Here is a 23,549-nt window from a genome sequence, read left to right on the forward strand (position 1 = left end):
ATGCTAATCAGCGATAATATGAGCACCTTGGCTGATATTGGCTATATAGTATTTCAATTCTTTACCGTATTTTTCATGATAGGCTTTCGTCAAAGAATCAACTAGTGATTGGATCGCTTTATTTTCAACTATATTAATTGTACAGCCGCCAAAACCACCACCCATCATACGAGCGCCAAGTACGTCGGGGTTATTTTTAACGAATTCTACAAAGTAGTCTAGTTCTTCACAACTGACTTCATAGTCTTTACTCAAGCCCTCATGTGTGATGAACATTTTTTCGCCAAATGCTTTTAAATTATCGTGCATCAAATCTTCACAAGCATCTTGTAATCTTTGAATCTCGCCAATTACATATTTACACCTTCTATACACTGCGGAAGTGTTATCTTCAATACTATTATTCAACATTTCCATAGTAGCATCTCTTAGCGATTCTACTTCTGGATAATTTGTTTTTATTTTAGCTACACCTTCTTCACATTCCTTTCTTCGCGTATTGTATTCAGAAGATGCAAGTGAATGTTTTACATTTGTATCTAAAAGTAAAACTGAATAATGATCTAGCTTGAATGGAATGTATTTATAAGAAAGATCTCTACAGTCCAATTGGATCAATGAATCATTTTCTCCAAACATCGAAGCGAACTGATCCATGATGCCACAATTCATTCCTACAAAATTATTTTCGGCACTTTGGGACATTTTTGTCAATTCTATACGCTCAATATTTGCTTGCAAATAATCATTTAATGCAAATGCCATTGCACACTCTATCGCAGCAGAAGAGGATAAGCCAGATCCAGCAGGGACTCTGCCTGTGAGTGTAGCCTCAAATCCTTTTAATGTAATATATCTATCTTTAAATTCTTTTGCTACGCCTAAAAGATAGTTGGGCCAAAGTGTCGTATCACATTTTTTTAATGTGTCTGTATCTGTACTATAACTATCATTAAAATCTAAACTATTTAAAATGATTTTGTTGTCCTCTCTAGGTGTAAGTACGATATAAGCATATTTATCAATAGCAGCAGGTAATACGAAACCATTATTATAGTCTGTATGCTCACCTATCAAATTGATTCTACCTGGTGATGCGGAGATAATGCTATTCTCCTTAATGTATGATTGTAAATTACTTGGAATTTTTTCTGCAATTTCCATGATATATTTTATTGTAGTTTATCTAAAATGGGGTGGTCTATACCTTCCAAATCCGTTTGTTGCGGTTTGATTAATTCTAATACGGTAATTTTATTTTTTCCCTTTTTGAGCCATTCTATAGGAACATACAATGTTTGTTGCGGTCCTACTTTCCAATAACGACCAAGGTTATGGCCATTTATCCAAACGATACCTTTACCCCACTGCGACATATCCAAATAAGAATCTCCGACTGCTTTTAACATAAATACGCCCTGCTTTAAAATTGGTTTTTCTTTATCGGTAGGACTATTCGTTATTTTAGGCTCAGTTGCAAATGGTAGAGAATACATTTGCCAATTATTGATCTCTTTACCATTGTTAGTAACATTTTGAGTAATTCCTTTTTTGTTTTTTAGTAAAAAAGGTCCAAAATTGATACGTCCAAGGTTTTCGACTAAAATATCTAGTGTTGCATCCTTAATATTTTCATCTATCAATAGACTGTCTTGATATAGTCTTCTATCGAGCGTCCCTATCTTGATTCCATTGATAAATATTACTGCGTAATCTCTTAGTTCGTTTAATTTTAAATAACCTTTTTCTATTTCGCTGATTTTAGTCCTATATAAAACAAAACCATATGCTTGATGTAAATCCTCGAACGTCAATGGTGTGTTGTTGTTGACTGGTTTGGGTAAATTATCAAATATAGTGGCATTACTTTTCCATTCTATGTTTTGAATAATTGTTGTTGGTTTCTTTACTGGTATGGCTGGTAGGATAACACCTTTAGGTAAATGTTTGGCAATTACATTTCTAAATTGCACATATTTGTCAGTTGGATTTCCTGCCTCATCCAATGGGGCATCATAGTCATAACTACTAATCTGTGGTTCGAAAGGATGGTTATTAGGATCCGAAGTGAGTATATTACTTTGGTTAAAATTCGCACCATTCATAAAATCTCGCGTCGTACCTCCATGAAACATATACATATTTATGGAAATACCGGCACCTAAGACCGCATCTAAGGCTGGTGTATATTTTTCTGCGGGAACCGTATGATGTTTAGTCCCCCACCAATCAAACCACGCTGGGTACCATTCTGCAATATAGTATGGACCTTTTCCATCATGGTTTTTATTGATTAATGCTTTTACTTTTTTAGGATCATCAACGCCATTTATTGCGGGTAGTAATCCGGGTAAATACCCATTGGCTATGGCATCTTGGGGATCACAAGTAAATAGCAAACCATCAAAACCTGCTTCTAGGAACATTTTTCGGTTGATGTCAAGATATTCTTTATCGCTGCCATAGGAACCATATTCATTCTCTATTTGCACCATCAAAATGTTGCCTCCATGATTGACTTGATAAGGCGCTAATTGCTTACCTACTTCAATGATGTATTTTTTATACTCCTCTAAATATTGTTGGTTTTTGCTCCTTACGACCAGGCCTTTTTCATTTTGTAACCAGTAGGGATAACCACCAAATTCCCACTCTGCACATACATAAGGAGAGGGGCGTAGTATAACCCAAAGCCCTTCTTCTTTGGCAATTCTGACAAACTCAGCGATGTCGTTGTTACCGTTAAAATCGAATTGCCCTTTTTCTGGTTCTTGCGCATTCCAAAAAACATAGGTGCCAATAGTATTGATGCCCATTGCTTTTGCTTTTTGCATACGATCTCTCCATGCTTCTCTAGGAATTCTAGTATAGTGCATTTCCCCTGAGATCATTTGTAATGGTTTACCATCTAGTAGGAATGCGCTATCGCCAAGTGCAAATGTATGTTTGCCAGTTATTTGACTATAACTTTGAAAATATAAAATAAATGTACTTAGTACTAATGCTATTTTTTTCACGCCTAATTTTATTTTTCCCAATGTATTAATAACGGTTGCTCGATTTTAAGAAAGGTCTTTTTAAGGTAATTATTAAAATAATTTTCACTTAAAAAATTAGTATCTGTCTTACTCCAACAACTAAAGAAATAATAAGATATCTGCTTAGATTTTATTATTTTTTCTCCGATTAAATGTGTTTCTGTAATATCACTATATTTTTTGGGTGCCTCTAAAAATTTGTAGAAACTATTTAAAGGTATGCCAATTGCCATTCCTAATTCATCCTTATTTTCAGATTGTTTTCCAAATGAAGAAGTGACTGCGAAATTTTTGGTAGTGAAATTATTTACTTCATTATCATAAAAATCTCCAATACCAGTAAATAAAACACTTCCCTTGGGTAGACCTTCAATAATTACATCGCTTTTGTAATAATATTCTTCTCCCCAAATAGAGAAATTTTGCGTAATTGTGATTGGTCGGTTATTCACTTCCCAACTATATTTCATTTGTAATTCCGCGTACAATGGACCATCTGCAATTTGCTGATAGGATTCATGTTTGATTTGTTTACCACCGAGTCTTATCAATGTGTCTTTGCCATTTAAATCCTTGGTTTGAATAGCCAAAGAACCGGCGCCAAGCGACTTGACAACATGCAAAATATCCATTCCCCAATCCGCTAAATGATGATAACTATGGGCCGGATTTGCACCGACGGAGTCCATTACCATTCCTGGAATGCGTTTTCCATATATATCAATGGTGTTTCTCGTGTCAAAATAGAGTCTAAATGCATTTTTTTGATTTTCCCATGCTGGACCTTCTGTCAAATAAGGAGGCAATGCAGCTTTGGAAAAATCTGTTGGCGCATTTTGAAAAGGCATCTCAAGGCTTGCTACACTTGGACCAAAATTATCTTTGTCATCCTTGAGTTTCATCCTGACATGCGCTTTTGGGATGATATTATCCGAATTATTGGACGCCGATATTATCTGATAATGTTTAAGTTCTTTTGAGTTTAAGGATGTTAAAAATAGAATTGCATCATATTTTCCATCTAAATTTTTATCCAATAATTGGGTTTCTATATTTTTTCCATCCACTAATATTTGAAAATTATCTGTGCGGGTAAGATTGGAAATATCCCAACCTTTATTTTGCAGTTGATTCATTGGAATTTCAACTAACTCATTTTGACGTGCTAGATCCAAATTGTTTTTGATCGAAAAGGATAAACTTTGTGCAAAATTATTATTTGTACAAAGCAGGATAAAGGCTGAAATAGTAATTTTTGACCAATATTTTCGAACCATTATCTAATTATTTTAAATCATTTATATCAACGGCATCCATATCAGAATAAGTATAGTTTTCACCAGCCATACCCCAGATAAATCCATAGTTTTTGGTACCACAGCCAGAGTGAATACTCCAAGGAGGAGAGACTACAGCTTCATGATTGCCCATTACAATATGTCGCGTTTCTGAAGGTTCACCCATCAAATGCAAAACACGTTGGTCAGTAGCTACATCGAAATAAAAATAAGCTTCCATTCTTCGCGTATGTGTGTGTGCTGGCATCGTATTCCAAACACTTCCAGTATTTAGGATAGTAAGTCCCATTACAAGTTGGCAGCTTTGCAAGCCATTTTCATGGATATATCTATAAATTGTACGTTCATTACTTGTTTCCAAAGAACCCAAAACGGCGTTTTCTGCATCTGTTTTTTTGCAAAATTGCACCGGATGTTCTTTATGTGCTGGGCTAGATAAAATATAAAAGAATGCTGGATTATTCGCATCACTAGAAGTAAATGCTACTTCTTTTTTACCCAATCCAATATACAAACAATCTAATTTTTCAAGATCATATGATTGTCCATCCACAGAAACTTGTCCATCACCACCGACATTAATAATACCAATTTCCCTACGTTGTAAGAAATATTCTGCTCTTAATTCGGGCTCGTTTGGTAAATGTACTGATTGATTGACAGGTTTTACTCCGCCAACGATCACTCTGTCATAATGAGAATATACAAGACTGATTTTATCGTCTTGCATTAAATTTTGAATCAAAAAATTGGAACGCAACGCTTCTGTTGTCATTCCTTTTACTTCATTTGGGCTATTGGCAAATCGTATTTCCATGATTTTTGTTTTTATTAGCGGCCCATCCAGCCACCATCAACATTTAATATTGCACCATCAACATAATCAGAGGCTTTGGATGCTAAGAAAATGGCAGCACCTTTAAAATCCTCTGGTTGCCCCCACCTTTGAGCAGGTATTCTTTCCAAAATAGCTTTGTTTCTATTTTCATCTGCACGCAAAGCGGAGGTATTGTCTGTAGCAATATAACCAGGTGCAATGCCATTGACATGAACGCCTTTGCTTGCCCATTCATTGGCAAATGCTTTTACTAAACCTCCAATTGCACTTTTTGAAGCTGTGTATCCTGGCACATTAATACCTCCTTGATATGTCAGCATGGAGCACGTAAATATAATTTTACCTGCGCCTTTTTCAATCATCATTTTTCCAAATTCCCTTGTTAATATAAACTGTGAATCTAAATTTACAGCAAGGACTTTATCCCAAAATTCATCTGTATGTTCTGCGGCAGGTTGTCGTAAGATCATCCCTGCATTATTTACCAAAATATCAATATCCGTTGTATTCTTAACCTTTTCTATAAATCCGTAAAGAGCATTCCTATCAGAAAAATCACAATTGTACGCGGTAAATTTGCGTCCCAATGCGCTAATTTTCTGACCAGTTTCTCCATCTTGGGTAAGATTACGGGAAACACCCACAATATCTGCTCCGGCTTCTGCAAGCCCGACAGCTATTGCTTGTCCTATACCTCTATCGCTCCCTGTTACCAATGCGGTTTTTCCAGAAAGGTCAAACAATTCATCTAAATAATTCATGGCAAGTTGTTTAGAATTACAATAGTACAAAAATCTTTGCCTGCCATAACGGTAGTATGGATATTTATTTACGAAAACGTTTTAGATGAATCTTTACATGTATATTTGGTTTGGATATATGCATTTTAAATCAATTACAATAAAGGATATTGCAAAAGCGCTCGGACTTTCGATTTCTACGGTATCAAAAGCTTTACGGAATAGTTACGAAATAAGTGAAGAAACCAAGAAAATGGTTGGTGACTATGCACATTCGCACAATTATCGTCCTAATCCGTTAGCTCAAGGTTTGCGTAAAGGAACAAGTAAAACCATTGGTGTCGTCGTCGCTGTATTTGATGATAATTTTTTTTCAAAGGTTATCGATGGTATAGAATCATCTTCCAATGAACATGGATATTCGGTAATTTTTACACAAAGTAGAGAGTCTTACGACAAAGAAAAACAAAATGTACAGACTTTAGCAGATCGTTCCTTGGATGGTTTATTGATATCTTTAAGCTCTGGTACGAAAGATTTAAGTTACCTAAAAGAATTAAGTAATATCGGATTACCAATTGTATTATTTGATCGAATTTCTGAGGAGATTAATACACATAAAGTTGTCTGTAATAATTATAAAGGTGGTTATGAAGCTACAGAACATTTGATTAAAAATGGTTGTAAAAATATAGCTCATATTACGAGTAATATTACGCTTTCATACTCCAAGGAACGTGAAGATGGCTACCTCAATGCGTTAAAATATTATAGCTTTCCTATCGAAGAGTCTAATATCATCTATTGTAATCAAGAGGATGATATATATGACCAAGCAAATAACGCAATAGATAAATTATTAAATAAAAAAAATCCTCCCGATGCAATCTTTTGTGGTTCTGATGTATTAAGTACAACTGTTTTTCGTATTTTGAAGAAGAAGAATATTCGCATCCCTGAAGAAATTGCTATTGTCGGATTTTCCAATTCTGCATCAGCAGAAGCTTATGATCCATCCTTTACGACAGTAGAACAACCAACATTTGAAATGGGACAAAAGGCAACGGAATTATTAATACAACTAATGGAAGCAAAGAGAAAGCCATTGAAATATGATACAATCGTCTTAGATCCTGTTTTACATGTTCGAAAATCTTCTCAAAAATTAGAAATTGTTTAGCTACTCATATTTTAACTGCTTGACGTGTAATCAGTTTCCATTTATTTTTTTCCCATTTCCAAACCAATAAAATTTTTAGATCAGTGTGTCCTGGCGTTTTGTTATCATCAGTATCTGCAGATAAAATATGTCGAACTACCGCGACATCATCAAAATATTGAATTCTTTCATCCAAAATATCTATTTTGGTAAAATCTGTCAGACCCGTGGCAAAAGATGCTAGAAATGCCTTTTTATCTTGCAGTTTTCCTGTGGAGTGCCCATACGTTAATTGATTATCTGTTAAATCAGACAATATTGAGGTGTCTGAATCTAGCATAGCCTGTTTAAATCTTTGTAATGTACTTACAATAGAGGATTTTTCTTTGTCAATTTTATACTGCGCTTTACTTGTTATTCCCAATAAAATTATCGAGAATAAGAATAGACTGAATATTTTTATTTTCATATCAATGTTAGATTTTTATCATTAAGTTATAATCCCATGGTTTTGTCTTTCATCAAAGCGGGCACTCCAGAAGTAATCCAAGTCGCAGGTTTTTCACCTTTCAATAACCAATCAAAAAATTGTTGTTCTCTGATGGAAATATCTTTTCTATTCTTTCTTTGCATTAAATTGTGAGCCTCACCATTATAGTTGAGTAACCACACTTTTTTACCCAACCTTCGCAAGTCGGTGAACATTTCAATACCTTGATACCAAGGCACCGCACCGTCCGCATCATTGGACATAATAACCACTGGCGTTTTTACTTTAGGTAAATTGAACAAAGGAGAATTTTCGACATATAATTTTGGATCTTCCCAGATGGTTTTTCCGATACGGCTTTGTGTTTTTTCATACTGAAATTGACGATTCATACCGCTTTCCCAACGAATACCACCATAGGCACTAAACATATTTACCACAGGCGCGCCAGCCCAAGCAGCGGCGAATAAATTGGGCACTTTAGTAATCAAATAGGCTGTTTGGTAACCACCCCAACTTTGTCCTTGAATGCCTAATTTAGTACTATCTACATAACCTAATTTGAGTATGGATCTAATACCACTAACTATAAAATTGTAGGCAGAAAGCCCTGGATGACCTGTTGTATACCAAATATCCGGAACAAATACAACATAACCTCTACTTACAAAATAGGAAATATTTAATCGAGAAGGAGTTGGCGCTGGGGCAAGATAATTATATAAGGTTTCATTATTTCTTTCATAAAAATATGAAATCATTGGATATTTCTTTTTAGGATCAAAATCTTCTGGTTTATATATAATACCTTCTGTCAATTTTCCTGTATAAGATTTCCATTTGTATAGTTCGGCCGAGCCCCAATTGTATTCTGATTGTTGTTGGTTGATATTGGAAAGTTGGATAAAATTGTCTGCTCTCGCAGTATAATAAACGTTGGGCGAGGTTTGATAATTTTGTTTTGTAAAAATATAATCTGCGCTATTTTTTGCTTTTTGAATATTAGCGACTTTATATGCACCCAAAGGCGTGACGGAATCAATGATTTTTCCTGATTTTAAATCTATAGTCGCATATTGATTGTTTTTTGTGACATCATAGTATAATTCTACGGGCAACGGTTTTTGAGTATTAATATATTCTTTGTTTGGATCTAGATTTTCATAGCGAACTATAATTTTATTATTTCGACCGAAATTAGTCACTTGATTTGCTTTTCCATTTGATGGATTAACTGTCCAGATATCGTATTTGTCATATATATAAAATGCAGAATCATTTTTTGTCCATCCCATCAGACCATACAAGTTTGGCTCTGCTGGGACATCGTTATCTTCATCATAAATAGGGAATTTAATACCTGTGAGAACTTTTTTTTGAGTGCTTTCTGCATTATAAACATTTAGTGTTTTCGCAAATTCATCATAAAAAACGAAATATTTTCCAGTATAGGACGGTCTTCCCATACCTAATAAGGAATTAAAGATTTTTGTTTTTTGTCCTGTTACTGGGTTTATAGAATAAAGATCGGTGTGTGTCTGACCGAGCCACTGTTTTTCAATTCTATTACCTTTATCTGAAAGCGCATAGAAATATTGGCCATCTCCTTTTTTAGTGAGAAAGACTCTATTGAAAGTGGAATCTTCAATTTGGATAAATTTATCTTGTTCAATATTATAAATCGCTTTGTAATTTTTCTTTGCATCTTTAGCCAAATTATATAGTTGCGAACTATGCAAATCATCTTCATTATATTGCCAAATGTCCAAATGAACCCTCTCAAATTCTGGAAGTGTAGTGTCTTTTAAGGGTAAAATAGGTGCCGTTCCAATAATTAAATTTTTACCTGATGGAGAAAATGTTGCATTTGCAAATTCACTAATCATCCAATTTTTGTACATGCCATCATGCGCTCTAGTTAATATTGGCGAGGTTATATCTTTATCCGAATTAAACAAGTAAACCGCATAGAAATTTCTCAAGGCTTTTTCCGTACTGTCTTTATCCACCAAAAAAGTAGCTTGATCGCCCATTTTATTTAAAGAAGGATTTTTGATAGACAGTGCATTGTTCAAAATTGTTTTTATTTTTCCATTAGAAAAATAGGCCACACTATAAGTTGAGTCCGTTTTGTCATGTCCAACGATTGCTATGGCTTTGTTATCTTTATCACTTATTTCATAATCTGTTGCAAATGGAATAACAACGCTATCTTTATTTTCTAGGTTTACTATTGTTAATGCAGTCCCTACTTCTTTAAAGATTTTGGGTTTCTTCGCAGGTTTAATAGCGGTAAATCCTTTCGTTTGAATATTCGTTAAATTATTTTGTAAACTATCAATTTCCTTTTGCAATATTTGAATTCTAGATACAGAATCCTTAGGTGCATGTTCTGCTTTTGCCTTTGTTTTTTCTGCTAAAAAGGCGACTAATGCACCTTGTTTTTTACTGTATTTATAGGATTGGATATTGGGGTGTATGCTTATAAAGGGTTCATTGAGATTGATAATTGCCAATGAATCATGCGGACTATCTTCTGGTGTTTTTTTCTCTATTTTGGCAGTTCTTATTTGTTGATAAGTAGGTTTTATTTTACAAATAAAAAATGCCTTATTGTTCAAAAAAGCACCATCATAACCACGCGCTATTTTGAATAATGTATCTCCCTTTGGTGTTTGAATGTATAAAATACCATCACCTTCTTGCGGATTTACCTCATACGAAACGAAGTGACCATTTTCACTGATAGACAAATTACTTGTGTTTTGCCAACTGTCATATACGGTATTATTTAAAGGTTTTTTTTGTGCAAATATTAATATAGGAATACATGTCAATAATGAAAATAAGCATTTGAAACGGTTACTCATGTGCAATAAAATTAGAATATTGCCTTAAAGATAACATTTCAAATGCTTATTTCAGTTTAAAACTTCTTCTAAGGTTTAATCATTTTCGTCTTGTTCCAAATCATCATGATCTTCACCACCTAAACTATAATAATTATTCTCTTCATCTTCCTCTCCAATCAACTCATCTTGGTCGTCCAAAGAGGCACCAGGAACATCCAAACCTTCATCCAATTCTGAAGCTAGCGAGTTTGTATCGCTTTTTAAAGCGACTTTTTTACTGTGTGCATAGATGTCATCTGATTTTTCATAAATAGGATCACCTTCACTTGGCTTTAAGGAAGCTATTATTTCACGGTTTTTAAGTAACTGTTTTAAATGTTTATTTTTCTTCGGCATAAAAATAGTTTGCATTCAAATTACAACATTTAGTTGAAAAATTATTTTAAGCAAGTTAATTTAGCGTTATTCTTTGTAATAAAATCTTATGTGCTATTATACCAGTAATACAAAATCTATTGAGGCTTTAAAAAGGAGATATAAAAAATCAGGAAGCTCCACGATTTCTGAATATTCTCCTCAATTGGAATTTAGTGGTTTTGAATTTCCTATAATGCCTATAATTATTGAAAATAGTGATGAAATATTATTAAGTAATTGGGGACTTTGGCCTGCTTGGGCAAATGATGATTTTAATAAAATGCATACTTTGAATGCTAGGTTGGAAACTTTAAATGATAAGCCTTCGTTTCAAACAGTTGTTCAACAAAAATGTTTAGTGCCTGCAGAAGCATTTTTTGAATGGAAATGGTTGAATAAAGCAGGCTCAAAAAAGGAAAAATTTAGGATAGAGGTAGTTTCTCAAGAAATATTTTCACTAGCAGGTTTATGGACGGAAAGGAGACTAGGTAATTTGATGTATCACTCATTTACTATCTTAACAATAGACGCCAATCCCTTAATGGCTGAAATTAATAATCAGAAAAAAAGAATGCCGCTCATTATCTCGCAAGAAAATGAAGCGGCATGGCTTGAAAATAAGTTAGATTTAAGTAAAAATAATGTAGAATTGATTCCTATTTCTCTAGACCAACAATTATCTTTATTTTAATTATATAGTTCTGTGTAATACTCATCTGCCATTCTATTACTGTCAAATGCGTATCTTACATCATCCATACTATGAAAAATAGTGTTACGCCACTCATCTTGCCTATCATAGTACATTGGTAAGATGGTGTTTTCTAGAATTTCATACAAATGATTATAGTCTGAATCGTCTTGAGCTTCTATACTCAAATGATTATAGTCTGCTTGTGGTATTACGAAACCATTATAGTTATGTTTTATAAATTCTGGAATCCAACCATCATTCGTAGAAAAATTAATAGCTCCGTTCATCGCAGCAGTCATGCCGCTTGTCCCAGATGCTTCTCTCGGAACACGTGGATTATTTAACCAGATATCCGCAGCTTGTTTGAGTCTTCGACTTAAAGTTAATTCATAGCCTGTAAGTACTGCAACATTGGGATATTTTTTACTTAATGCTACCAATTTATTGAATACTTGGATAGAACCTTCATCTTTTGGATAAGGTTTGCCTGCCCATATTATTTGAATGGGGTATTGCGTATTGGAAATAAGTTTCTCAAATCTTTCCATATTTTTCAATAGGAAATCTGCACGTTTGTATCCTGCAAATCTTCTTGCCCAAACTATTGTTAATACATGTGGATCAAATATTTTACCTGTTTGATCTCCTACAATTTCAAATGTACGTAGTTTGATATATTTTTTTCGATCATCAAAAGCTAAGATATTTTGATTCTCCTTGTGACTATAAAGTTGTTTATCTCCCCAATATTTCCAATTTTGTGCATTTGTAATTGAAATAATCGGACAAATATTTCCGTATTTTCCCCACATATTACGAGCGACTTCTCCATGTAAACGAGATACGCCATTTGCTTTTTTGGCTAATCTTAATGCAACTAGAGAAAGGTTAAAACTATCGTCTTGTATTCCAGTAATTCGTTTTACTTCATCAATAGGTAATCCATTGAAATAACTCATTTCTGCACATAGATGAATATCATGTTTCTCATTTCCTGCTTCTTCAGGAGTGTGCGTAGTAAAAACAAATTTTTCTCTTAATGCATCCACACTTTTATACTTATTTAAAAGGTAAAATGCCATGGGTAAACCATGGGCTTCATTCAAATGATAAATATCTGGATTGAAGCCAATTTTATCCAAAAGCGTGGCTCCTCCAATTCCTAAAAGAATATATTGCGCAATTTTAGTTGCTTCATTAGAGTCGTATAGTCTATGTGTTATAGTTTGTGATAAATAATCGTTTTCAGGTATATCCGTCGTCATGAAAAACATAGGCGCCGTGTCAAAAATCTCTGGATTGAGATAAAAGACTTTTACCCATACATCACTGTCATGTATTTTAATAGTGAATTTTAGATTGATATCTTCTAAAAAACTATAGTCTTTTTCAATCCATTGAACTTGCAAAGAATTGTCCTCGTTACGTCCTTGATCATAATATCCATATTTCCATAATATCCCAATGCCTACCATGTTTTGTTGTAGTTCAAATGCACTACGCATGTGTGAACCAGACAAAAAGCCGAGTCCTCCACTATAGATTTTTAATGGTTGATGTATGGCATATTCCATTGAAAAATAAGCCACACGTTTGCTATATTTTTCGTTGATAGGATAGGATCCCTGAAAATTATTGGGTTGCATTTTTCTTAGGTATTATTTCTTTTTAGACTCAGATTTTGACACCTTCTTTTTAAATGTGTCATTGAATTGTGTGATACTTCCTCTGTGGTTGGCACAGTTGCCTTGTTCTTTGATTTTAACAGTATTAGATGTCATATCAAAATTGATTACACAAGGATCGCCACCTTGTTGATAAATCGCGGCATTTTCAGAAACCATTTTTATAGTTCCTTTTAACTCACCTTTACTATTCGGATCTTCATCCGTTTTATCAAAATGTAAAAAGAAATTGTATTCGCTTGGTCTTTTGCCATCTCTCAAGAACAATTGATTGTGTTTGTCTTTAATGTAATTACCGCTGAAAGGGAATTTCTGTGGTAATGTATCGATAGGATTGAAAACCTCGTCTTCATCTGGTAAATTTTCATTGGTATCATTTATTACCAATGTAAATCTTTTTGCTGCGGCACTAAATCCAAATCCCGTATTCGTGTATAATTCATGCCCTTTGTTATCTTTTTTCGATCTGCCAACAGTAAATGTGGGTTCAGAATTGATAGTTAGTTTGTAACGATATCCATTATCTGTCTTATTTTGGATACCTGTCATATATGCCAAATATTTATTGTTTTTATCAAATGCCAAAATGTACCAAATGTTTGATCCATGATTGGTTACCGCGAGCAATAAATAGCGATAATCTTTGATATCGACTTTGCCGACAGGATGCAATTCATTGCCTGATTTTGCGGTAAGCTTTTCTAATAATGTATCAGGAATGTACTTACTAATAACCTCTTTTGTTATGGTAAATGAATCTGTATGCTGAGTTAATGAAGTATCTGTAGCAAAGTATGGAATTTTTAAACTAGAAAATTCATCAAAAAATGATTCTGCTTTATATTTTACGCTATCAGATTTGCCGGACTTTTTTCCATGACATGCTGCCAATAGAAATATTGCTACAATCGGAATCAAGAAACTTAACTTGTTTTTTCTATGCATTTTATTTGGATATACAGCTATAAAAATAAAATATTATGCCAAATATTCATGCTAAGTGCAAATATATAATTAGATTTGCCTAAATAATTTAAAAGCAAAGTCTAACTAAAAATAAATATTGGTCCTAATATTAGTATGCTAAACCAATGGCAAAGTACGTAAATGGAAACAAAATCTCAAAACAAACAATCTCTTAGCCTAGTTCACGAGACCATAGATACCACAATTCCCAAAAAAGGATTTAGGAAAATATTGGCTTTTTTTGGGCCAGCATATCTTGTTAGCGTTGGTTATATGGATCCCGGAAACTGGGCAACAGACTTACAAGGCGGTAGTCAATTTGGATACAAATTGATCTGGATTTTATTGCTTAGTAATTTGATGGCCCTGTTACTGCAAGGTATGGCTGCAAGATTGGGGATTGTAAGACGCCGTGATTTGGCACAAGCGAATCGAGAAGAATATCCCAAAGTTGTCAATTTTTTATTATACATATTAGCCGAATTAGCTATCGCCGCCTGTGATCTTGCCGAAGTGTTGGGTATGGCGATCGGTTTGAATTTACTTTGCGGCTTGCCCGTTATTTGGGGCGTAACGATTACCGTTTGTGATACATTTCTACTTTTTTATTTGGAAAAATTGGGAATGCGCAAAATGGAAGCCTTTATCATTGTACTGATTAGCATCATTGGTTTTTCATTTTTGACAGAATTAATCTTTGCAAAGCCACATATGGGGGATGTAATTAAGGGCTTTATTCCTACTAAATTATCTGGTGATGCATTGTATATTTCTATTGGGATTATTGGTGCGACAGTGATGCCGCATAATTTGTATTTACATTCTGCACTTGTACAAACACGTAAGATTAGTTCGGATAGAGATGGTATTTTAAAGGCAATTAAATTTAACCGAATTGACAGCACGATAGCCTTAAATGCTGCTTTTTTTGTCAATGCCGCAATTTTGATATTGGCAGGTGCTATTTTTTATACTTCGGGACATCAAAATATTGCCAAAATTGAAGATGCGTATAAATTATTAGAGCCGATGATGGGAAGTTTTTTGGCTCCCACATTATTTGCAATTGCATTGATTGCATCTGGTCAGAGTTCCACTGTAACAGGTACTTTAGCTGGTCAAATTGTGATGGAAGGATATTTGCATTTGCGTATTAATCCTCTACTTAGAAGATTGATTACGAGGATTATAGCAATCGTGCCAGCATATATCACCATTATATTTTTTGGAGAAAAAGATTTGGATGAATTATTGGTATTTAGCCAAGTAATTTTGAGTTTGCAATTGGGATTTGCCATAATACCTTTAATTCACTTTGTAAGTGATAAGAAAAAAATGGGCGAATTTGCTATTGGTCCAAAAACAAAAATCGTTGCTTGGATGATTGCGATTTTGGTTGTTTACCTAAATAGCAAATTGGTATATGATTCGATTTCTTCCTATCTAGAAACACCAGGAAATATTCCTATAAAATTATTGATTGGTTTTGTTGCTCTTGGATTTGTTATTTTATTTATTATCATGACTTTTCATCCTATTATTAAAAAGAAATTTGGATACGATGAAAGTGCTATGAGTATTCATGGTCCAGAAAGACAATTGATCGAAGCAGAAATGACCTTGCATCCATTGAAAAAAATCGCGATAGCTTTAGATTTTGCCATGAATGATGAAATTATCATTGCCAATGCGTTGAAACAAGGAGGAAAGGATGCGGTATATTATTTAATTCATATAACTGAAACGCCTTCGGCAAAATATTCCGGCTATAAAGCGGACGATTTTGAAACGGAAAAAGATAAAAATCAAATTGACTTGTATGTTAATCAATTACGTGAAATGGGATTTGAAGCGGAGGGATTGATTGGTTATAAAAATCGTGTCAACGAGATTGTAAGGCTGGTAAAGACCTACAATGCAGATTTATTAGTGCTTGGTTCGCACAATCATAAAGGTATCATGGATTGGATTTATGGTGAAACTGTAGATAAAGTGAGACACAAATTGTCTGTGCCGGTTTTGGTGGTCAATAAATAATTTGTATATAAAAACTAAAAATACTTACATTTGTAAGTATTTTTAGTTTTTATAAAGTTTTACTTAAGATATCGTAGAAAATAGACACTTCAATTCCGGCGTTGTAGAGATATCTTCAACGCTTTTTTATTTCCAATTCCAATACACGACTTCCCAATCTTCTTTGCCATCATTGAAAGAGTGTATTTCTTCAAATCCGACTTTTTTGTGTGCTGATCTAGAGCGAATATTAGATGTGGCAATTTCCGTTACACAACACTCAAATTGATTGTCTAAGGTTGCTCGCATAAAATTATACAATTGTCCAACCAATCCAATTCCTCTAAATTCTTTACCAATACAAGCTTGGCCGCAAACAACAATTTTTTGCGTACTTAACTGAATTTCATTGTATTGTAATGAATTGAAAAGATTAAACATCGGTTGTAAAACCGGAATGATAGACTTTGTATTTTCATCCATTGCCAATACATATCCAACAACTTTATCGTAGGGATCAACTGCTACAAATTGTGGTAAATTTTTAGCTAATTGACTAATTGTTTCAAATGAATGCTCTACCGTTACAAAGCCTTCTTTAGATTTTTCTTCGGAGGAAATATTTTTGGGTAAATTATCTTGTTGTAATTCCAAAATGTCATACAAATAATGCTCGTCCTTTTCGGTTACAGACTTTAAAATATATTCCAATTTATTGTAATTTTTCGTTCACCATATTTTTTACCAATGCCAATTGTTCATCCATAGTCAAGTTGGAATTATCTAAAACAATAGCATCGTCTGCCTGTCTTAACGGACTTATTTCTCGGTGGCTATCAATGTAATCGCGCTCTTCAAGATTTTTGCGTACTTCCTCGCGAGTGATATCGGGTTGTGTCGCAACCAATTCTTTATATCTACGTTCTGTTCTCACTTCAGGTGTGGCAGTCATAAATAATTTCAACTCAGCATCAGGAAATACTTCTGTGCCAATGTCACGACCATCCATCACCACACCCTTATTTTTTCCAATTGACTGTTGTTGTGCTACTGCCAACTTTCTAATCTCTGCAATCGCTGCATAATGACTGACATTATTAGAAATATTCAAATTTCGGATTTGACTTTCAACATTGACTCCATTCAAAACCACTTCATTTTTTTGCGTAGTGGTATTAAATTCAAAATGCAAATGAATATTGGAAATCTCGGACCTAATCGCTTCGATATCACTGGCTGCAATATTTTTTTGTAAAAAAAATAAAGTAATCGCCCGATACATCGCACCAGAATCAATGAATATATATTGAAGCTCTTTCGCTAATTGCTTTGCTATGGTACTTTTTCCACAAGACGAATATCCGTCGATGGCAATATTGATCTTTTTCAACAGTAAAATTTTAAAAAAGTATTTTAATCCGGTCAAAAATATAAAGTTTTACCTATTTTAGGGTCTTTATCTACGGATTATCATTTTAAAATAGGCTTAAAACGGACCAATATGCTTAAAAAAGAACGACAATATTATATCTTACAACAGTTAAATATTCATAATAAAGTATTGGTTACGGATTTATGTCTTCAAATGAATGTATCTGAAGATACGGTCAGGCGTGATTTACAAGAACTTTCAGATAATGGAAAATTACTCAAAGTCCATGGCGGGGCTTTGTCCAATTCATTTGGCCGTACATTGCCAGATAAAAATATTTATGCGCTTCCTGAAAAACAAATTATCGCACATAAAGGTGCGTCCTTGATTAAAGATGGAATGCTTGTTTTACTTTCTGGAGGGTCTTCCGTATTGGAATTAATCCGTCAATTGCCGCCAGATCTGAATGCAACATTTGTAACACCAAGCATTGCGGCTGCGCAAGAATTGATTAATCATTCTAATTCTGAAGTGATTTTTATTGGCAATCAAATATATAAATCAGCTCGAATGGCGGTTGGAGTGGAGGTTGTACGCAAGTTAAATGATTTACATGCGGACTTATGTTTTATCGGTACCAATGGGATTGATATAGAACATGGTTTGACAGATGTAGATTGGGAAGTTTTAGAAGTTAAAAGAGCCATGATTGCTTCTGCAGAAAAAACAGTATTACTTACTATCTCCCAAAAATTAAATACTGCTCAGAGATTGAGATGTTGTAAAATCGAAGAAATTGAATATTTACTTACAGAATTGGATCCTTCTGATCCTAAATTACAATCCTATATCAACAAAGGCGTAAAAGTTTTTTAAAATTATCCTGCTGCTTATTGCTTGAATGTTAAGTATTTAACAATAATTAAATATTAGATTTAATATTTTTTTAAAAAAAATGCTTAAGCATGCGTTTTTTTACGCATATCTTACTTATTTTTGAGGGAGTTTGAGAGAATTAAAGCAGTTTTTTGCGAAATTATGTATATGTATTTTAAGAAATTGACATTTTAAACGAGAAAATCCTAAATATTAAATAATCAAATATGAATAAACTCAAATCGGGAAGATTTCTGTTAATTCTGTTATTGATGTTGGGTGCGCATGTGATAAAAGCGCAGACTACTAAAATAACAGGTTCTGTTTATGACTCAAGTGATCATAAAGCACTTGAAGGGGCTACGATTAAAAATTTGTCTACCAACAAATCGGTAACTGTAAAAGGAGATGGTAGTTTTTCTATTTCAGCTACTGATGGACAAAAATTATTGGTTTCTTTCATCGGTTACTCGCCTAAAACAATTATTGCATCAGATAATTTGCAAATTTTACTTTCTAGTAAAAGTGCAGATCAAGAAGGTGTTGTCGTTGTTGCTATGGATATGAAGAGAAAGCCGAGAGAACTTGGTTATTCTGTACAAACGGTAAGTGGCAAAGATATCCAACAAACACAAAGAGAAAATTTTATTAATGCTCTTCAAGGTCGTGTTGCAGGTGTAACCGTTACGCCTACCAACGGCCAAGCTGGAGCATCTTCTCAAATAATTTTAAGAGGTTTTAATTCAGCTTCCTTAAATAACCAACCATTATTTGTAGTAGATGGTATTATCATGGATAATACAACATTTAATGAAACTTCTAATGGAGGCTCTGGTATTGGTTTAGCGGATGATAGACCGAATCGTTCTAGTGACTATTCTAATAGAATGTCAGATATGAATCCGAACGATATTGCGTCGATTACAGTTTTGAAAGGACCAGAAGCTACCGCTTTGTATGGTTCACAAGCTAGTTCTGGTGCTATCGTTATTACTACGAAACATGCGCAAGGTAATGGTGTTCGATTGGCATATGATAATAGTTTTAGATTTAATAAAGTAACGCGTTTTCAAAAAGTAATTGGAGGTTATGCTCCTGGTGCATCTGGAATGCCAATAACAAATACAGAAAACTCTTTTACTTATTTTGGCCCACAATTGGCATCTGGAGTTAAAACATATGATAATATAAAAGACTTTTTTCAAACGGGATTTGCAAATACCCAAAATATTGCAGCAGATTTCGGTTCTAAAAATGTAGGATTTAGATTATCAGGTTCTTTTTTTGATAATAGTGGAACGATTCCTAACAATTCCTATAAGAGATACAATTTAAAACTTTCCAATACTATTAAAGTTGGAGATAAACTTACGATATCTCCGTCTATCGCATTTATCAATACATCCAACGTTAAGCCTATGCGTGGTGCTGGTGGTTACTTATTGGATTTATATGCTTGGCCGACTACGGATATGGCAAGTAATTATGAAGACGCAGCAGGTAATAAAAGATTATTATATGCTACAGATCCTACTCAAGAATTAATTGATAATCCATTTTTTAGTGCAAATAGAAATTATGGAAAAGATAATTTGAATCGTTGGATGGCTACATTGGGTATTGACTATCATCCATTTGATTGGTTGACTGTTGCCGGTAGATTTGGTTATGATACATACAAGCAAAATGGATTTACCATTACGGATCCTCAAACTACTTCATCTAATCTTGCAACCGCATTACAAGGTTATTTGACTAATTACTATTTGACTTACAAAGGTTATAATCACACAATTACAGCTACTGCTACAAAAAAGGTAGGTAAGTTCAATTTAAGAGGTATGGTAGGTACGATGTGGCAAGATTATGAACAATCAGAATTTGCATTGGCGGGTTCTAACCTTAAAGACTATGCAAATACTGCCGGTCATAGCACCGATAGTAGTAATATCGGTGTAGTACAAAGTAGACTACAACGTAATTATAATGGTCTGCCAAATGAATCTATAACTAGACAATTAGCATATTTTGGCGAAGCAAGTTTGGGATATAATGATGTTTTGTTTATATCTTATACACACAGATTTGAAACGGCATCTGTTTTCCCAACTGCAAACCGTCACTATAATTACCCAGGTATCAGTTTTAGTGCAATAATGAGCGATATCCTTCCTGGAATTAAAGGTAAATTCCTTAACTATTGGAAAATTAGAGCATCTAGAGCGTCTACAGCTAGACTAATGCCTCCATATTTGAATCAATCTGTATTTGTAAATAACTATGCTAGTTCGGCTGTTGGACAGGCTTATTCTTACTCTTACTATAACAATAATCCGGATTTAAGACCAGAACGTCAAAAAACATATGAAATTGGTACGGAGTTGAAGATGTTAAATAATCGAGTTTCTTTAGAAGCTGCTTATTACAATACACATAATATTGACCAAATAAGTGTTGGCTTTAGAGCAAGTTATGGTACGGGTTATGTTTTAAATACACAAAATGCTACAGAGTCTAGAAATCAGGGCGTGGAAATTACTTTGAATGTAAATCCAATCAAAAAAGCTGATTTTAATTGGAATATCCAATTCAACTTCAACCACATGTGGAGTAATGTAATTGCAATTCCGAAATCTATTGATGGTTATTCTGATTACTATATTTCAGATACTTGGATTGCCTATAATGCAAGAGGTGGATTTGTTAGAAATCAACCAACTACAATTATCACAGGTTATTCTTATCAGAGAAATAATAAAGGACAAATCTTGATCAATCCTTCAACAGGTTTGCCTTTAATAAATCAATCATTTAAACCAATTGGAAATAGAAATCCTAAATTTGCTTTAGGTACTGTCAATACTTTCCGATACAAAAATTGGGATTTAAGTTTCCTATGGGATTTGAGAGTTGGCGGAGATATATTTAATGCAACAGATATGTACCTAACTCAAATTGGTAGAAGCGAAAGAACTGCCGATAGAATGAAGGCTAGAGTCATCAATGGCGTGTTAAATGATGGTTTGCAAAACTCCGATAATCCTACAAAAAATTCAATTTCTATTGTTCCTTATTATAATAGTACTGCATATTATGGAGAAACCACTGGGATGCCAGATGAAGAGTTTGTTCAGAAAAATGTAAATTGGTTTAGGTTGAGAGATGTTACATTAAGCTATCAATTCCCACAAAGTATCACTAATAGAATAAAAGGATTAAAAGGTTTGGCTGTATTTGCGACAGGTAATGATTTACTATTATTTACAAATTATAGAGGAGGAGATCCTGCTGTGAATGGAAATACTGCCGGTACTGTAGGTGTAGGTGGTTTTGGAATGGACTATGGAAATGTTGCCACTCCAGTATCCTATAATTTTGGTTTAAAAGCAAATTTTTAATTTGAACGAAACGATTTAAAATGACAAAAACTATTTTTAAATATCTTTTTGGATGTGTCGCGGTAGCAGGGATGTTTTCTTGCAATAAGAAAATTGATGATGCCTATTTGAATCCAAATTCTCCTGTGGTGGAGCCTGTTGAAACAATTTTTCCTAGTTTGATTGGTAGTATTATCGGTAGTTCTGCTGCGGCAGGTTCTGCCTATGGAATTGCTGGTGACGGGATTTATTTAGGTCGATACATTCAATATTGGGGTAATTATACATTGACTACTGCACAAAATGGAGCGTCTCAGTTTGATCAAATGGGCGGAGTAGTTGGATCTAGCGATGCCTTAGGAAGTATGTGGGGTGCCTTTTACTTTGGTCAAGGACAAAATTTGAATAGAGTAGTAGATTATGCTAGTGCGCAAGAAAAATGGGACTATGTGGGTGCTGCTAGGGCATTGAGAGCTTGGGGATGGTTAGAATTGACTGATCAGTATGCTGATGCAGAAATTGTAAGTGAAGCATTTAATACAAGTTTGCAAACATTCAACTATGATCCTCAATCTTTAGCTTATGATTCATGTAGACAAGCTTGCTATGACGCTCTAGCTTATTTAAATAGAACGGATGGTAATGTAGGTAAAGGGGATTTCGCTGCTGCGGATGCTTATTTTTTAGATGGAGATATTGCCAAATGGAAAAAATTTACCTATGGCATTTTAGCTAGATCTTATGCAAATCTTTCTTATAAATCTACATTTAATGCAGATTCAGTAATTTACTATGCTAATCTAGCTCAAGCAAGTAATGATGACAATGCAACTTGTAAATTCGCAGCATCAGGAAGTTCTGGTACGTCTAACTACTATGGTCCATTTAGAGGTAATGTGGGTTCCTTAAGACAAGGAGCATATATCGCAGACTTAATGTCTGGGAGAAATACACAAGTATTTACAAATGTTACAGATCCTAGAATGTGGTATATGTTACAAGAAAACAGAAATAGTACGTTTTATGGTGTGACACCTGCTGTAGATGGTCAGAAATATTTAGATTCAGCTTTGCAACCACATAATTTTTGGGGTAATGTATATTATAAGACTGTTGCTACATCACCAGATTCTGGTAGATATATATTCAGAAATAATGCAGAATTTCCAATTATGACTGCTTCTGAAATGCAATTTTTAATTGCAGAAGCATCTTATTTGAAAGGCGATTATACATCAGCTTTGACTGCATATCAAAATGGAATTAGTTTGAATTTTGATATGTTGTCCACGAAATATGCAACTATGGTTCCTTCTGCTCATCTAATTACGTCGGATAATAAAAATGCTTATTTGACAAATACAAGTATTGTTCCTACTAGTGCATCATCTCTATCCTTAAGTCAAATTATGCTACAAAAGTATATTGCCTTATATGGCTGGGGAATGCAAGAAACCTGGACCGATATGAGAAAATATCATTATACAGATAAGGATCCCAAAACGGGGAATCAAGTTTATGCAGGTTTTAATCCAGCTGGAGGTAATTTATATGTCGATAATGCTGGTAAATATGTTTATAGAGCTAGACCTAGATATAACTCAGAGTATTTGTATGATATTCCATCTTTAAAATCTGTAGGGGCTGTTGATGCAGGAGGTAATCTAATTGCGGATTATCATACCAAACAACCATGGTTTTCACAAAATTAAATTATCTAGAATCTAGGAA

18 protein-coding genes are annotated in these 23,549 nt (G+C 34.0%); 6 read left to right on the plus strand and 12 right to left on the minus strand.

Annotated features, from left to right (window positions below):
* Positions 1-3 precede the first annotated feature (3 nt).
* From E0W69_RS03715 to kduD, 5 genes are read right to left on the minus strand one after another with little or no spacing between them, the layout of a single operon-like run.
* A complete protein-coding gene (locus E0W69_RS03715; protein ID WP_131328697.1) occupies positions 4-1,164 on the minus strand; it encodes a galactokinase in 1,161 nt (386 codons plus the stop codon).
* 8 nt (positions 1,165-1,172) lie between these two features.
* On the minus strand, positions 1,173-3,017 hold the full coding sequence (locus tag E0W69_RS03720) for a glycoside hydrolase family 35 protein (RefSeq protein ID WP_131328698.1): 1,845 nt from the start codon (positions 3,015-3,017) through the stop codon (positions 1,173-1,175).
* Between the two features lie 8 nt (positions 3,018-3,025).
* A complete protein-coding gene (locus E0W69_RS03725; protein ID WP_131328699.1) occupies positions 3,026-4,315 on the minus strand; it encodes a DUF4861 family protein in 1,290 nt (429 codons plus the stop codon).
* A gap of 7 nt (positions 4,316-4,322) precedes the next feature.
* A complete protein-coding gene (gene kduI, locus E0W69_RS03730) occupies positions 4,323-5,153 on the minus strand; it encodes a 5-dehydro-4-deoxy-D-glucuronate isomerase (RefSeq protein WP_131328700.1) in 831 nt (276 codons plus the stop codon).
* 14 nt (positions 5,154-5,167) lie between these two features.
* Entirely contained in the window at positions 5,168-5,935 is a 768-nt protein-coding gene (gene kduD, locus E0W69_RS03735) for a 2-dehydro-3-deoxy-D-gluconate 5-dehydrogenase KduD (protein ID WP_131328701.1), read from the minus strand.
* Positions 5,936-6,020: 85 nt separating this feature from the next.
* Here kduD and E0W69_RS03740 point away from each other — a divergent pair, with 85 nt between their 5' ends.
* Complete coding sequence (locus E0W69_RS03740; protein ID WP_225321381.1) at positions 6,021-7,094, plus strand: LacI family DNA-binding transcriptional regulator; 1,074 nt, start codon at positions 6,021-6,023, stop codon at positions 7,092-7,094.
* 4 nt (positions 7,095-7,098) lie between these two features.
* Here E0W69_RS03740 and E0W69_RS03745 read toward each other — a convergent pair whose 3' ends face one another.
* The 3 genes from E0W69_RS03745 to E0W69_RS03755 all read right to left on the minus strand — a co-directional run bounded on the left by E0W69_RS03745 (position 7,099) and on the right by E0W69_RS03755 (position 10,811).
* The gene (locus E0W69_RS03745) at positions 7,099-7,542 is read right to left on the minus strand and encodes a nuclear transport factor 2 family protein (RefSeq protein ID WP_131328702.1); all 444 of its coding nucleotides are present in this window, start codon (positions 7,540-7,542) and stop codon (positions 7,099-7,101) included.
* Positions 7,543-7,568: 26 nt separating this feature from the next.
* Positions 7,569-10,433, minus strand: coding sequence for a S9 family peptidase (locus tag E0W69_RS03750; protein WP_131328703.1), 2,865 nt, complete (start codon positions 10,431-10,433; stop codon positions 7,569-7,571).
* A 75-nt stretch (positions 10,434-10,508) separates the two neighbouring features.
* A complete protein-coding gene (locus E0W69_RS03755) occupies positions 10,509-10,811 on the minus strand; it encodes a hypothetical protein (RefSeq protein ID WP_225321382.1) in 303 nt (100 codons plus the stop codon).
* Positions 10,812-10,899: 88 nt separating this feature from the next.
* On the opposite strand from E0W69_RS03755, the gene E0W69_RS03760 reads away from it, so the two are divergent.
* A complete protein-coding gene (locus E0W69_RS03760; RefSeq protein ID WP_131328704.1) occupies positions 10,900-11,523 on the plus strand; it encodes an SOS response-associated peptidase in 624 nt (207 codons plus the stop codon).
* Here the strand turns inward: E0W69_RS03760 and glgP are convergent.
* Together glgP and E0W69_RS03770 are read right to left on the minus strand one after the other, a co-directional pair.
* Positions 11,520-13,172: an alpha-glucan family phosphorylase gene (gene glgP / locus E0W69_RS03765; protein WP_131328705.1), complete on the minus strand. Its 1,653-nt coding sequence runs from the start codon at positions 13,170-13,172 to the stop codon at positions 11,520-11,522. The two genes, E0W69_RS03760 and glgP, sit on opposite strands and share 4 nt — an antisense overlap.
* 12 nt (positions 13,173-13,184) lie before the next feature.
* Positions 13,185-14,156 carry a hypothetical protein gene (locus tag E0W69_RS03770; RefSeq protein ID WP_131328706.1) on the minus strand — a complete coding sequence of 324 codons (972 nt, stop codon included), beginning with the start codon at positions 14,154-14,156 and terminating at the stop codon, positions 13,185-13,187.
* A 162-nt stretch (positions 14,157-14,318) separates the two neighbouring features.
* On the opposite strand from E0W69_RS03770, the gene E0W69_RS03775 reads away from it, so the two are divergent.
* Positions 14,319-16,214: an Nramp family divalent metal transporter gene (locus E0W69_RS03775; protein WP_131328707.1), complete on the plus strand. Its 1,896-nt coding sequence runs from the start codon at positions 14,319-14,321 to the stop codon at positions 16,212-16,214.
* A gap of 126 nt (positions 16,215-16,340) precedes the next feature.
* Here E0W69_RS03775 and E0W69_RS03780 read toward each other — a convergent pair whose 3' ends face one another.
* Complete coding sequence (locus E0W69_RS03780) at positions 16,341-16,904, minus strand: GNAT family protein (RefSeq protein WP_131328708.1); 564 nt, start codon at positions 16,902-16,904, stop codon at positions 16,341-16,343.
* Position 16,905: 1 nt separating this feature from the next.
* Positions 16,906-17,583 (minus strand): (d)CMP kinase, encoded by a 678-nt coding sequence (gene cmk / locus E0W69_RS03785; RefSeq protein ID WP_131328709.1) that lies wholly within the window; start codon positions 17,581-17,583, stop codon positions 16,906-16,908.
* 111 nt (positions 17,584-17,694) lie between these two features.
* Between cmk and E0W69_RS03790 the strand changes: the two genes are divergently transcribed.
* The 3 genes from E0W69_RS03790 (at position 17,695) to E0W69_RS03800 (ending at position 23,530) form a co-directional block, all read left to right on the plus strand.
* Positions 17,695-18,441 (plus strand): DeoR/GlpR family DNA-binding transcription regulator, encoded by a 747-nt coding sequence (locus tag E0W69_RS03790; RefSeq protein ID WP_131328710.1) that lies wholly within the window; start codon positions 17,695-17,697, stop codon positions 18,439-18,441.
* Between the two features lie 227 nt (positions 18,442-18,668).
* Positions 18,669-21,839 carry a SusC/RagA family TonB-linked outer membrane protein gene (locus E0W69_RS03795; RefSeq protein ID WP_131328711.1) on the plus strand — a complete coding sequence of 1,057 codons (3,171 nt, stop codon included), beginning with the start codon at positions 18,669-18,671 and terminating at the stop codon, positions 21,837-21,839.
* A 20-nt stretch (positions 21,840-21,859) separates the two neighbouring features.
* The gene (locus tag E0W69_RS03800) at positions 21,860-23,530 is read left to right on the plus strand and encodes a SusD/RagB family nutrient-binding outer membrane lipoprotein (protein ID WP_131328712.1); all 1,671 of its coding nucleotides are present in this window, start codon (positions 21,860-21,862) and stop codon (positions 23,528-23,530) included.
* Positions 23,531-23,549 lie beyond the last annotated feature (19 nt).

Source organism: Rhizosphaericola mali (genome assembly GCF_004337365.2).
GTDB classification, from domain to species: Bacteria; Bacteroidota; Bacteroidia; order Chitinophagales; family Chitinophagaceae; genus Rhizosphaericola; species Rhizosphaericola mali.

Coding starts and splice junctions, on each gene's coding strand:
- E0W69_RS03715 (WP_131328697.1), bottom strand. CDS start 1,164: ATGGAAATTGCAGAAAAAATTCCAAGTAATTTACAATCATACATTAAG.
- E0W69_RS03725 (WP_131328699.1), bottom strand. CDS start 4,315: ATGGTTCGAAAATATTGGTCAAAAATTACTATTTCAGCCTTTATCCTG.
- kduI (WP_131328700.1), bottom strand. CDS start 5,153: ATGGAAATACGATTTGCCAATAGCCCAAATGAAGTAAAAGGAATGACA.
- kduD (WP_131328701.1), bottom strand. CDS start 5,935: ATGAATTATTTAGATGAATTGTTTGACCTTTCTGGAAAAACCGCATTG.
- E0W69_RS03740 (WP_225321381.1), top strand. CDS start 6,021: ATGAATCTTTACATGTATATTTGGTTTGGATATATGCATTTTAAATCA.
- E0W69_RS03745 (WP_131328702.1), bottom strand. CDS start 7,542: ATGAAAATAAAAATATTCAGTCTATTCTTATTCTCGATAATTTTATTG.
- E0W69_RS03750 (WP_131328703.1), bottom strand. CDS start 10,433: ATGAGTAACCGTTTCAAATGCTTATTTTCATTATTGACATGTATTCCT.
- E0W69_RS03755 (WP_225321382.1), bottom strand. CDS start 10,811: ATGCCGAAGAAAAATAAACATTTAAAACAGTTACTTAAAAACCGTGAA.
- E0W69_RS03760 (WP_131328704.1), top strand. CDS start 10,900: ATGTGCTATTATACCAGTAATACAAAATCTATTGAGGCTTTAAAAAGG.
- glgP (WP_131328705.1), bottom strand. CDS start 13,172: ATGCAACCCAATAATTTTCAGGGATCCTATCCTATCAACGAAAAATAT.
- E0W69_RS03770 (WP_131328706.1), bottom strand. CDS start 14,156: ATGCATAGAAAAAACAAGTTAAGTTTCTTGATTCCGATTGTAGCAATA.
- E0W69_RS03775 (WP_131328707.1), top strand. CDS start 14,319: ATGGAAACAAAATCTCAAAACAAACAATCTCTTAGCCTAGTTCACGAG.
- E0W69_RS03790 (WP_131328710.1), top strand. CDS start 17,695: ATGCTTAAAAAAGAACGACAATATTATATCTTACAACAGTTAAATATT.
- E0W69_RS03795 (WP_131328711.1), top strand. CDS start 18,669: ATGAATAAACTCAAATCGGGAAGATTTCTGTTAATTCTGTTATTGATG.
- E0W69_RS03800 (WP_131328712.1), top strand. CDS start 21,860: ATGACAAAAACTATTTTTAAATATCTTTTTGGATGTGTCGCGGTAGCA.